Origin of the sequence: Vibrio sp. 10N.261.51.F11 (genome assembly GCF_041471665.1) — a bacterium.
GTDB classification, from domain to species: Bacteria; Pseudomonadota; Gammaproteobacteria; order Enterobacterales; family Vibrionaceae; genus Vibrio; species Vibrio crassostreae_C.
In genome coordinates this window covers 78,994-91,256 of sequence record NZ_JBFROW010000043.1, presented here as the reverse complement: position 1 = coordinate 91,256, position 12,263 = coordinate 78,994, and the positions used below count along the sequence as shown (strand labels likewise).

Here is a 12,263-nt window from a genome sequence, read left to right as displayed (position 1 = left end):
TTAACTGATCGGCATTAGCCTAATTAGAGGCTGCTTTTTTGTTCTTGTCTGTTGGCTCTGAAAAGAGTATCAGACAAGAGAACTGCGAGTTTACAACTTACTCTGCAGCTTTTGTCTCTTCGGCTTCAACAGTCGCTTCAACGGTGCCTTCAGCTTGCTCTTGAGCGGCTTTAGCCTGTTCTTCAGCTTCCATTTTTGCACGGTCAGCTTTAGAAATGTAGCGAGGCTTGTTGCTACTATGCAGTTTAGAATTCGCCTGTTTCTGCTTCTTTTTTAGAATTTGATTGATTTTTTTCTTACGGTTCATTGCTGCATAGCCTTGTATTTAGTTTAGGCGGTGGAGGATAATCATTTTAGCTCTAGAACTCAATATTTACATGGTATTCAGCAAGGAAAATATCACTATGCAGGCCGTCGAGACCGAACGTTTACGATTAAGAATGATCACGCCTCAAGATGCAGTGTTTATTCAGCGATTATACAGCTCAGAAGATTTCCTGCGTTACATTGGAGACAAGGAAATCAACGACACTGACAAGGCAGTTGAATACATCAAAAACAACATTCTTAAGATGCATGAAGAGAAGGGTGTTTGCCTATTGATGGTCGAAATGAAGGGCTCATTAACCCCAATTGGTATTTGCGGGTTAATTAAAAGAGATACCTTAGACTCGCATGATATTGGCTATGGCTTTGTTCCAGAGGTGTATGGGCAAGGTTTTGCTCAAGAAGCGGCACAAGCAATAATTGAACAAGCTAAGCAGAATGCTGATATCGATCATTTAGTTGCCATCACAACCTCTGATAACATTCGAAGTATCACATTACTGACTAAGTTGGGTTTTGTGTTTGAGCGAGTCGAAGACGTATTAAGTGAAAGCGTCAATCTCAACCTGTACGGTTTATCTCTGGGCAATTAATCATGTTTCAACATAACAACCTTCTACAAGGCGAGCTTGCAACGGAGTACAAAACCGTTATTGCGATGGTGCACATCTACTGTAAAGATCACCACGGTACAGTGCGTCAGAATGGCGCGTTATGTGAAGAGTGTGATCAACTGTTACGCTATGCCGAAACACGACTTGACCGTTGCCCTTATGGTGAAGCCAAACCGACCTGCAATAAGTGTCCGATTCATTGCTATAAACCAGACCCGAAAGAGCAAATGCGTTTAGTGATGCGCTATGCTGGGCCAAGAATGCTACTTAAGCATCCTATTTTAGCGATTCGACATCTGATTCATGAAAAACGAAAAGTGCCTGAAAAGCCGCTTCCAAATGTATCTAATCGTCATATCCGAATGAACAAGAAGTAAGTGGCGCTTTAAAGTAATTTCTAAAGAAACGAAAAAGGTCTGATTTCTCAGACCTTTTTTGATGTAGATACGTTTTATCTAAGCTTGAATATAGCAAGGTAACTGTAACTTACGCCGCTTGAGGCTCTTCGTAGGTCACGGTGAGGTTGTTGATCCAGCGTCGGCTCAAGTATCGGTGTGAGCATATTGCTAACTTCACCACTTCTTCTACCAACATCAAACCATAGATGTATTTGAAATCCCATCCAGCGACAAACGCGCCATAAACACATACTGGAATGCCCACCATCCACATCGCGATGAAGTCCATACGCAGGCAAAATGCATTATCACCACCAGCACGAATGATACCGTTAATGATCACCATGTTGAGCATACGAATCACAACCGCAAAACACATGATCATCATTGCTGGTGAAGCGAGCGGGTATAAAGCGTCTGTGGTCAGGTTTAGCCATGATAGAACATGCTCTTTACCCATAAACAGCATCAAACCGACAACAGCCCCAAAACCAACCACGGCTTTGATGAAGGTCAGACCCATACTCATAGCGTCATCAAACTCATCACGGCCCAATGAGTGACCAAGCAACACTGAACACGCAACCGAGATACCAAAGAATATCGAGTAGCACAGCGACTCAAAAGGCGCGAGCATTGAGAATACTGCGAGCTCCGTTGTGCCCATGTGACCGAAGATCATTTGGTACGCCATGGTGCCCATTGCCCACAACACTGCGTTCATCGTTAGTGGCAAAGCAATACGACGGTAAGACAACCATAATGATGGACGATGTGGTGAGCTAGGCGTGGTTAACAACCAGTGTTTACGCACGCGCATGTAGCCATACATCAAGCAAACTTGAATTGCGCGAGCGAGTGTCGTCGCCAGTGCTGCACCAGCAACACCCATAGCGGGAATACCAAAGGCACCTTTGATTAGAACGAAGTTAAGCGCAATGTTGAGTGCAATCGTCACCGCACCAAGTAAAAGCGGAGTTACGGTGTCACCTGATGAGCGCATACTTGCTTCTACGACGACAACAATATGAGTCAGCAGTAAAACAGGGAAGCCATACCATAGGTAAGTCGCGCCAAGCTCAATGACGGTTTGATCGCTGGTTTGCAACATCATTAAAAACTGAGAACCAAGAGTGATGATTGCAGTCACTGGCAACAGAACTTTTAAGCCAAACACCATCGCGATAGATGATACCGTTCGCGCGCTTTTCCGGTCATTCTTTCCCCAATATTGAGCGACTAATGTTCCGTTTGCTGAGGCCAACCCTGCCATAATCATAATAGCAACGAAGTGCCATTTTGATGCAATTCCCACAGCCGCAGCAGCTTCCATACCATAATCACTGACCATTAATACGTCAGCAAGGGCAAGAATAGCGACAAGCGCACTTTGCAAAGCAACAGGCAAACCAAGTTTAACGATACGAGGTAAGATGCTCTCTGGCTTGTTATTCATAGATGAGTTAGGGTTGATGTTAGTTGTCATAAGCTCTCCGATTTATGGCAGAACTATAGTGATTTGAGCGAAGTAACAACATGTTTAAAAAACAACAAAACCTGTGCGAATCCGTCATTGATGCAATGAGACCAAAATCAACTTGGCATGATGATGTTTTTCTCGCGGAACAGTGCAAAGAACGTTTTTTGACCGTTGAAGATATTCCAGAGATGAAAAGCTTTGGTGTCTATATGGGCGGCATGGCGAAGCTATATGATGGCTACTGGGTTGAGCGCGAATCCGTTAATGTTCATACGTTGATTTTCACTATGGAAGGTGGCGGGATTCTAACAACCGCAACATCGGTCCAAGCGATTACACCTTATACACTCGTGGTGCTTCCTGCTGAAACCCCATTTCGTTTTGAACTCGATCCTCAATATAATTATTGGAAAATGGCGTGGATGTTGACGCCTGACACTAAGCAATGGCAGCACATAGCTAGTTTAGGGCAGGGGATTGTGCCCTTTGGAGAGTGTGAGCAGATCTGGTCATTAATGAACTTGGTTTACTTTGAGATAGGCGGTAGAGCCAGTTACCGTAAGTTACTCTTGAGCGAAATTATCCGAACATTAACAGGGTTTGAGCCGAAGTCGACCAGCACCACTGCACGTGTTCAAGCGCTCTATAACGAAATTGAAAGTAGTCTGCACCAGCCATGGACAGTGGCTGGGATGGCTGAAAGAGTGTTCATCAGTGAAGAGCAACTCAATCGAGTCACCAAGACGCTATTTAACCTGTCGCCACGCAGTAAATTGATTCAATTACGCATGGATAAAGCCACCAGCCTGTTGAAATATCAAGATTGGTCAGTTTCTATGATTTCTAATCGCTTGGGCTACAAAGATCCTTATAACTTTTCGCATCGCTTCAAAAAGCATTTCGGTTTATCACCCAGTCAATATCGAAAGAGCCATCGACTTCTTGGTTAGCCTTGCACGATGAAATGAGAAGTGTGGGAGAAGAAGGTTACATATAGGCATGAGTTGAAAAGGGCCCTTCGCTTAGACATAAAGTCTGAACTCGGAGCCCTAATGACACGCATCTAGTGTCTGTCTATTTAAGCTTACTCGCCTGCAATCTGTAGGTGAGAGCGCTTTAGGCTAGCAATCAACATGTAGATCGTTGTAGCAAGTAGAGACGAGAACAGGTAAGTGAACAATCCTGCTTGTGAATCCATAAAGCTGTCTGCAACGATTGGTCCCGCAACAGAACCGATGCTGTAGCAAAGTAGCATGATTTGAGTCACTGACACCAAGTAGCTTGGGTCAAGGTTACGGCAACCTAAGTTAATCGCGATTGGGTATAGCGCAAATGTGGCCATGCCTAATACGAACAAGCTCATGCCTAGTACGTAGAAATCGTGATTGATAGTCAGCACACCAATGCTTGCAACCCCTAGCAGGCAGAACAGAGCCATTAATAACACTTGTCCTACGTGGTGAGATAACCAAGTCACCATCGGCTGTACAGCCATACCACCCATGATAACCAAAGCCATCAAACCACCAATGTCTTCGTGTGCAATGTTACGTTGAGCAAGTTCAACTGGCATCAAGCCGTAAATCGCACCTAGCGTTAATCCGGAAACAATGCAGCCAATTAGCGCGCTGTGGCTTAATTTGCTGATCTGCTTTAAAGACAAAGATTGCACATCGTGGATCTGTGGTGGAGTTGCTTGTCCGTACATCAGCACAATGATCGCACCAAACAGAAGGGTGAACATTGCGATGAAAGGTACGCCACCAGTAATACCTAAGTAACCGATACCAAGCTGACCAACTGCAGAACCGCCGTACAGTGAACACATGTAGATAGCGAGACGTTTTGCGCGTTGTGACTCGTCACCGCTCATTAGCCAAGACTCTACAATCACGAAGATACCTGCAACCGCCACACCAGCCACAAAGCGAGCTAGTAGCCATACTGCTTGGTGTGGGATCAATGGCAATACAAGGATCGTTGCGATGAACACACTCAATGCGATGACGAACGCATCTTTGTGGCCAACACGCGCAATGGCACGTTCAATCAATAATGTACCAGCCAGTAGACCTGCATAGAATGCACTCGCCAACCAACTCGATAGATCTTTGTCTAAGCCATACTCAGACAGCATTAATGGTAATGAACTCATTAAGTAGCCTGAAGCGATCGCGTAAAAAGACAATGCAATAACAGGAACAGTTATGCGAGTTGTTGGTTGGATGTTGTCCAATGCAGGAGCCTCTGATAGTAAAAGAAACGATGAATTTTCCGCGACTATGGGGGAGAAACTGAATTGGGTAAAACAAATAAAAATGGTCGTTAAGATAAAAGAAATTTATCGACCAACTAAACTAAAATACGGTTGCGATATTTGGTGGTTTGGCGAGATTTTATGCGGGCAAAAAGTCGTTAAGCCGTTGTTCATTGGTGGTTTAATTTAGAAAAAGATTGCAGCGTGATTGTCTTTTTATGATTTGGATTGAGTGGGATTTTAAGTGTTAGACCGTTTCTTTACGGTATTGACGTGGCGAGTTACCACTCCACTTACGAAAGGCATGACGAAAGTTAGCGCTATCAGAAAAGCCAACTCGTTCAGATATCTCTTCAATACTCATTCGAGTTGAAGAAAGGTAGTGCCGGGAAAGGTGAAAGCGAACATGGTCCAGTATCTTCTGATAGCTCGTATCCGCTGCTTTCAGGTGACGACGCAGAGTTCGAGAAGACATGCCCAGTTCTGAAGAAATGGATTCTATAGAAGGGTAACATCCTGGCCTTTCAATCAGCATCTGAGAGACTTTCTCTTTGAGGCTACTGGGTGCACTGACTTTTGCCAACATGTCATCACACGATTTTAAGCACATCTGTAAAGTGATGGGGTTGGCGGTAGGAAGAGATGAGTACAAGGTGGTTGCGTCGAACTCCCATTCAAGCCGGTCACTATTGAATTCAACCGGGCAGCGGAAAATCTCTGTGTATAGATCGCCGTATTCAGGTTTTGGATAGGGGAAGCGGATCACTTGAGAAGGAAAGGGCTGCTGTAAGACCTCTTCGCACAAACTGTGTATCGCTGCGAACCAGTATTCACAACAAAAGGGCAGTAAAGAATCGAGTTCGATAAGTTGCTCTGCGCGAAAGTAACCAATGTTGTCTTCTACAGACATGGTTTTCCTGAGGACAGGGCCAGCAAGTTGCAGATACTTAAACCCGATTAAAAAGGCATCGAGTAGTGTTTCGCTGCTAAACACCGCATAACCGAGCACGCCGAAATCGCTGAACCTCGCTTGTTGGCCAACTTTAAGCCCCAATCCGTCTTCGTTGGAATTCGCTAACGCATTACTGAACACAGCAAGCTTTTGCGCCAAAGTGATGTGTGTATCGGGTGTGTTGAGTTGGAGAGCATCGATGTTACTGCCTTCGAGCAACTCTTCGATACTGAGAACAGGCGACAGGTAACGATGCAGCAACTGAAGATCCAGAATGCCGAATGCTTGCATGTCGGGTTCGTAAACTGCGGTGTATTCCATAAGCTGCCTCTTGTTGAATATCGATATCTTAACCGAACTTTTAACATTTACGCCTGTTGCTTGTTCTCACTTTCGCAAGCTTGTTCCAAATTTTGGTTTATGTGTGCAAGGTTTTATTGGGCTAGCGCAGGCTGTGTCCGAATATCACCGGTTTTTGTCTTTTTGAAACCTGTTCGAAATGTTATCGAAATGTTGTAATTTATTGGACTGCACATTGGAGCGTCTCAAACATTTTGCTCAATAACGACTCTTATCTACATGACACACCAATGTGCAGGCTCGTGATGACAAGAAAGAGACTTATTACAACGATTAGAACGTCTACGGTGACCGTCACAAACAGGTCTAAGCCGCACAAGGAGATCATGGATGCACAATCTTGCTGTTAATTTGGAGCGTAGCGCTTCGCTTTTTCCAACTAAAGCCGCTCTGCGTATGGGATCGGATGAAATCAGTTTTTCTCAGTTAGAACAACTTTCTGGAAACGTGGCTGCTAACTTGAAAAGACTTGGGTTGCAGAACGGAGATAAGGTAGCGTTGTCATGCCCGAACGTGACTTACTTTCCGATAGCCTATTACGGGATTCTAAAAGCGGGTTGTGTAGTCGTGCCTTTGAACGTGCTATTCAAGGCCAGAGAGATCGCTTATCACCTTAATGACTCTAACGCGAAGGCCTATTTATGTTTTGACGGCAGTGAAGAGCTTCCAATTGGTCGCTATGGTTTACAAGGTTTTGAGCAGGCAAACCACTGTGAACACTTTGTCGAGATGCCTATCCCAACAAACACAGACACTACTTTAGAAAGTAATGAGGAGCATGAATCAATCGCTGATTGGTTGGCACAACCTTTTACTCCTTTTGAGTCTGTGGCTTGTCATGGCGATGATACCGCTGTGATCCTTTATACCTCTGGCACGACGGGTCAGCCAAAAGGGGCTGAGCTTTCCCACACCAACATGCAAACCAATGCGATGTCGTCACAGTATCTAATGAGATTGGAGTACAGCGACACCACAATGGCTACACTGCCTTTATTCCATAGCTTCGGTCAGACGGTGATGATGAACGCGAGTGTGCTAACAGGGTCCACCATGGTGTTGATTCCTCGTTTTGAACCGTCATTGGTTATTGAACAGATCATTAGCCATAAAGTCAGCGTGTTTGCGGGTGTTCCTACTATGTATATCGCGCTATTAAAGGCGGGAGAAGAGTCTTCTGATAGTTTAGAAAACACAAGCAAACGCTCTGAACAGGTTAAACACAGCTTGAGGTTAGGTGTTTCTGGCGGTGCTTCTATGCCGCTTGAGGTTATACGACAGTTTGAATCTCGTTTTGAATTACCAGTCTTAGAAGGTTATGGGCTCTCGGAAACGGCGCCGGTTGCGACCTTTAATCATATTGATGGCGATCGTTTATCGGGTAGTGTCGGTCAGCCTTTATGTGGCCACCTCATCAAGATTACTGATATACAAGGCAACTCTGTCGCTATGGGTGAACTCGGCGAAGTCTGCATTAAAAGCCCAAGTGTGATGAAAGGCTATTATCAAAGGCCAGAGGCGACAGCTGAATCTATTCGTGATGGTTGGTTCTTAACGGGAGATATCGGTCGCGTCGATGAGCATGGCAATTTGTTCATTGTTGACCGTGTTAAAGACATGATTATTCGTGGTGGGTACAACGTTTATCCACGTGAAGTCGAAGAAGTGTTGATGTGTCACCCCGATGTCGAAATGGTCGCGGTGGTAGGCGAGCATCATGAACATTTAGGCGAGGAGATCCACGCGCATGTGGTTCTTCACGAACATACGCAATGTGATAGTGCCGCCTTGATAGCATGGTGTCGTGAGCAACTCGCCGACTACAAATACCCGCGTAAGGTATTCATTCGTAAAGCCTTACCCATGACAGCAACCGGAAAAATCTTGAAGCGTGAGTTACACCCACTAGAAATAGCGGAGATGGCAAATGGATAGTTATGATTTTATTATTGTTGGCGGTGGTTCAGCTGGGTGTGTGATGGCTTCTCGGCTGTCGGAAGATCCTGATGTGACGGTTTGCTTGTTAGAAGCGGGTGGTAAAGACACCAGCCCATTCATTCACACACCCGTTGGCGTGGTGGCGATGATGCCAACCAAACTCAATAATTGGGCATTCGAAACGGTTGAACAGCCGGGTTTGAACGGTCGTAAAGGCTATCAGCCTAGAGGTAAGACACTTGGCGGTTCTAGCTCTATCAATGCCATGATGTACGCTCGTGGACATCGCTATGACTACGATAGATGGGAAAGCTTGGGCAATGCTGGCTGGAACTATGAATCCTGTTTGCCTTACTTTAAGAAAGCAGAAAACAACGAAGTCCACCAAGATGAGTTCCATGGCCAAGGTGGTCCTCTTAATGTGGCCAATCTTAGATCGCCAAGCCCTATGTTGGAACGTTATTTAACGGCGTGTGAATCGATAGGTGTACCTCGCAATGAGGATATTAACGGCGCTGCTCAGTTTGGGGCGATGCCGACGCAGGTAACACAGCTGAATGGTGAACGATGCAGTGCTGCCAAGGCTTACTTAACGCCAAACCTTTCACGATCGAATCTCACGGTCGTGACTAAAGCCACCACACATAAGGTTTTGTTTGAAGGCAAGAAGGCGATAGGTGTTGAATATGGTTCTAGCGGAAAGCGCTATCAGATACGATGCAACAAAGAAGTGATTCTTTCCGCTGGCGCGTTTGGTTCTCCCCAATTGCTGTTACTGTCTGGTGTCGGTGCTCAAACTGAACTAGAGACACATGGAATCGAACAGGTTCATGAATTACCTGGAGTGGGCAAGAACCTTCAAGATCATATCGACTTAGTACATTCGTATAAATGCAGTGAAAAGCGTGAAACTTTTGGTATCTCGCTGCAAATGGCCTCTGAAATGACCAAAGCCTTACCACTATGGCGCAAAGAACGCCGCGGTAAAATGAGCAGTAATTTTGCAGAGGGAATAGGCTTTCTCTGTTCCGAAGATCATATCGCTGTACCGGATTTAGAGTTTGTATTTGTGGTCGCTGTTGTAGATGACCATGCTAGAAAAATTCATACCAGTCATGGCTTTACCTCTCATGTCACCTTATTGCGACCGAAGAGCTACGGCACCGTAACGCTCAATAGTAATGATCCCTATGATCCGCCTAAGATCGATCCTGCGTTTTTCAGTCATCCTGAAGACATGGAGATCATGATTAAGGGCTGGAAGAAGCAGTATCAAATGTTAGAGAGTTCCGCGTTTGATGATATCCGAGGCAATGCTTTCTACCCTGTGGACGCCAGTGATGACAAGGCTATCGAGCAAGATATTCGCAATCGTGCAGACACTCAGTATCACCCGATCGGGACCTGTAAAATGGGACCTAGTAGCGATTCTTTAGCTGTGGTAGATAAAGATCTCAAAGTTTATGGATTGGATAATTTGAGAGTCATTGATGCTTCTGTGATGCCGACACTGATTGGGGCAAACACCAATGCACCAACCATTATGATTGCTGAGAAAGTCGCAGATCAAATCAAACAGCAATACGGGTTTGGCAAGCAAGAATCTAATATTCAAGCGAAAGGCGAAGCTGTAGTTTTATTCAAGAAGTTAAGTGATAACCATAAATAAAACAGTAGGTTAGATAGTCTTGATTTGGTAAGACTCTCTAACCTATTTTTGTGTGCTTACTTAGAATTAAGTAATGCTAAATCAATAGCTTAACCAATAGTATTACTTAGTTAGTGCTTGATTAAGCCACTGATCAAATTGACCTTTTGGCAGTGCACCGTTAATCGTATCAACACGTTGACCGTTCTTGAACACCATCACCGTTGGGATGCTTCTGATTTGATACATAGCCGCCAGTTGCTGTTGAGCTTCGGTATCAATTTTAACAAATCGAACATCGCCAGCGCGCTCTTTAGCGACATCGCTAAATACAGGTGCGAAACCTACACATGGGTTGCACCATGTCGCCCAAAAATCGACAACGACAGGCTGTGAACTGTTCAAAATTGATTGGAAATTCAGTGACGTACCTTCGATTGGTGCACCGTCTAGAAGTGCGTTTTTGCACTTACCACAAGTAGGGCTTTCTGAAATTCTTTCTGAAGGAACTCGGTTTATGCCACCGCAAGAAGGGCAACGTGTGTTGAATGTAGACATAACTTTCTCTTTTTATTGCGTCTCCGTGCCTAACGCGATTTACGAATCATGTACGGAACGCTTATACTGTTTAAAACAAGAATAAGATACTCAAATAAAAACAAACAATAAACAGGTAAATGATGACAAAATTTTACGCTGAAATTACGGGCTGGGGAAAGTGTCTGCCACCAGCCGTGCTATCCAATGATGATTTAAGCACTTTCATTGATACGTCTGACGAGTGGATTCGTACTCGAACTGGTATCGAAAATCGTCGTATCAGTCATGTAAATACCTCTGAGCTAGCGACCGTTGCTGCTCAACATGCAATGGCGTGTGCTGGTTTAACAGCCGAAGATATCGATCTTGTGATCGTAGCGACGTGCAGTCCAGACTCTCTTATTCCAAATACCGCGTCTAAAGTTCAACAGAACTTAGGCATCAAGAGCGCAGCAGCTTTTGACCTTAATGCAGCGTGTACAGGCTTTATCTACGGTGTTGAAACAGCAACTCGATTGATTCAAGCGGGCAACTACCGCAATGCGATCGTTGTGGGTGCAGAGCGTCTTTCATTCTTCATCGACTGGACCAAGCGTGATACTGCGGTTCTATTCGGTGATGGCGCTGGCGCTGTGGTTTTATCGCGTACTGAAGAACAAGTGGGTTTACAAGAAGCTCAAATCGGTTGTGACGCAGAGGGCCGTGACATTCTAGCAGTACCAAAATTCGGTACGTCTATGGACCGCTTTGCTGCTGATAACGGTTACTGGGATTTTGATTTCGTTGGTAAAGAGATCTTCAAGCGTGCAGTGAAAGGAATGGGCGCTGCAGCACATACAGTATTGAGTCGCACTGGCATCTCAACTGAAAACATCGATGTTGTGATTCCGCACCAAGCGAACATCCGAATTATTCAAACTCTGTGTGATATGGCGGGCATTGAACGTGAGAAAGCGTTTGTGAACATTCAAAACTATGGCAACACGTCGGCTGCGACTGTGCCAATTGCATTGTGTGAATCGTTAGAGCAAGGCTTTGTTAAACCGAACTCAAACATCCTTGTGGCGGCATTCGGTGCCGGTTTAACTTGGGGGGCAGGCCATATTAAGTGGGGTAGCCGTGTTGATCCGTTAGGTCAATCGGACGCTAAGCTTCCAGAAGCAGATAGCTCGGCATTAGAACTTCTAGAGAGAGCCATTTTACACTGTAAAACGCGTCCTAATTCTGAGAATGAGTAGCAGCATGGCGCAAGTTCGTTTTATGACAGAAGCCGACCTCGATGGAGCGGCTTTAGTTCACCAAGCTACTTTTGTTCGACAGCAAAACTCAAAAAATTGGTTACAATGTAACTTAAATGCTGCGCCACGCTTTCTTAACTTTGTTGCTGAAAGCGATGGCGAGATTGTCGGCTACATTATTTGGGTTCAAAAGAGTGGGTTTAGGCCTGAAGCTGTTTTGGAGCTAGAACAACTTGCTGTGTTACCGAGTGCTCAGGGGCAAGGATTGGGCAAAAAGCTGATTCTAGACTCTTTGCCTCAAGTGAAGCAGAAGCTATCAGAGCAGGGCTCGACACTAAAACATGTATTAGTGACCACCAGAGCAGATAACTTTGCACAAAAGCTCTATCAGTCGACATTGGGCGCAGAAGTCGAAACCACGATTTCAAACCTTCACTCAGCCGATGAAGTGCTTATGATAGCTCGCAATGTAGGTGAGCGAATCTGATCGCTGAGTGATTAGAACTCATTA

General features: G+C 45.0%; 13 protein-coding genes. 8 read left to right on the top strand and 5 right to left on the bottom strand.

Annotation, left to right across the window (positions count from 1 at the left end):
- Window positions 1-97 precede the first annotated feature (97 nt).
- A complete protein-coding gene (locus AB4351_RS14935) occupies window positions 98-307 on the bottom strand; it encodes a DUF2986 domain-containing protein (protein WP_048608234.1) in 210 nt (69 codons plus the stop codon).
- Between the two features lie 97 nt (window positions 308-404).
- Between AB4351_RS14935 and AB4351_RS14930 the strand changes: the two genes are divergently transcribed.
- Complete coding sequence (locus tag AB4351_RS14930; protein ID WP_372126428.1) at window positions 405-920, top strand: GNAT family N-acetyltransferase; 516 nt, start codon at window positions 405-407, stop codon at window positions 918-920.
- Between the two features lie 2 nt (window positions 921-922).
- On the top strand, window positions 923-1,318 hold the full coding sequence (locus AB4351_RS14925) for a nitrous oxide-stimulated promoter family protein (RefSeq protein WP_372126426.1): 396 nt from the start codon (window positions 923-925) through the stop codon (window positions 1,316-1,318).
- A gap of 109 nt (window positions 1,319-1,427) precedes the next feature.
- Here the strand turns inward: AB4351_RS14925 and AB4351_RS14920 are convergent, their stop codons facing one another.
- Window positions 1,428-2,825, bottom strand: a complete 1,398-nt coding sequence (locus tag AB4351_RS14920; protein ID WP_372126424.1) for an MATE family efflux transporter — start codon at window positions 2,823-2,825, stop codon at window positions 1,428-1,430.
- 50 nt (window positions 2,826-2,875) lie between these two features.
- Here AB4351_RS14920 and AB4351_RS14915 point away from each other — a divergent pair, with 50 nt between their 5' ends.
- Complete coding sequence (locus AB4351_RS14915; protein ID WP_372126423.1) at window positions 2,876-3,769, top strand: helix-turn-helix transcriptional regulator; 894 nt, start codon at window positions 2,876-2,878, stop codon at window positions 3,767-3,769.
- 134 nt (window positions 3,770-3,903) lie between these two features.
- On the opposite strand, the gene AB4351_RS14910 is transcribed toward AB4351_RS14915, so the two are convergent.
- Window positions 3,904-5,055, bottom strand: a complete 1,152-nt coding sequence (locus AB4351_RS14910; RefSeq protein WP_372126422.1) for an MFS transporter — start codon at window positions 5,053-5,055, stop codon at window positions 3,904-3,906.
- Here AB4351_RS14910 and AB4351_RS14905 point away from each other — a divergent pair.
- Window positions 5,027-5,266 carry a hypothetical protein gene (locus AB4351_RS14905; RefSeq protein WP_017060129.1) on the top strand — a complete coding sequence of 80 codons (240 nt, stop codon included), beginning with the start codon at window positions 5,027-5,029 and terminating at the stop codon, window positions 5,264-5,266. The two genes, AB4351_RS14910 and AB4351_RS14905, sit on opposite strands and share 29 nt — an antisense overlap.
- Before the next feature lie 57 nt (window positions 5,267-5,323).
- Here AB4351_RS14905 and AB4351_RS14900 read toward each other — a convergent pair whose 3' ends face one another.
- Entirely contained in the window at window positions 5,324-6,349 is a 1,026-nt protein-coding gene (locus tag AB4351_RS14900) for an AraC family transcriptional regulator (RefSeq protein ID WP_017069105.1), read from the bottom strand.
- A gap of 369 nt (window positions 6,350-6,718) precedes the next feature.
- Between AB4351_RS14900 and AB4351_RS14895 the strand changes: the two genes are divergently transcribed.
- Window positions 6,719-8,323, top strand: coding sequence for a long-chain fatty acid--CoA ligase (locus AB4351_RS14895; RefSeq protein ID WP_017060127.1), 1,605 nt, complete (start codon window positions 6,719-6,721; stop codon window positions 8,321-8,323).
- The gene (locus AB4351_RS14890; protein WP_065584943.1) at window positions 8,316-9,995 is read left to right on the top strand and encodes a GMC family oxidoreductase; all 1,680 of its coding nucleotides are present in this window, start codon (window positions 8,316-8,318) and stop codon (window positions 9,993-9,995) included. Before AB4351_RS14895 ends, AB4351_RS14890 begins: the two co-directional genes overlap by 8 nt.
- Window positions 9,996-10,097: 102 nt before the next feature.
- On the opposite strand, the gene trxC is transcribed toward AB4351_RS14890, so the two are convergent.
- Window positions 10,098-10,532, bottom strand: a complete 435-nt coding sequence (gene trxC / locus AB4351_RS14885; protein WP_372126421.1) for a thioredoxin TrxC — start codon at window positions 10,530-10,532, stop codon at window positions 10,098-10,100.
- 122 nt (window positions 10,533-10,654) lie between these two features.
- Between trxC and AB4351_RS14880 the strand changes: the two genes are divergently transcribed.
- Window positions 10,655-11,752, top strand: coding sequence for a ketoacyl-ACP synthase III (locus AB4351_RS14880; protein WP_017060124.1), 1,098 nt, complete (start codon window positions 10,655-10,657; stop codon window positions 11,750-11,752).
- 22 nt (window positions 11,753-11,774) lie between these two features.
- The gene (locus tag AB4351_RS14875; protein ID WP_102320829.1) at window positions 11,775-12,239 is read left to right on the top strand and encodes a GNAT family N-acetyltransferase; all 465 of its coding nucleotides are present in this window, start codon (window positions 11,775-11,777) and stop codon (window positions 12,237-12,239) included.
- Window positions 12,240-12,263 lie beyond the last annotated feature (24 nt).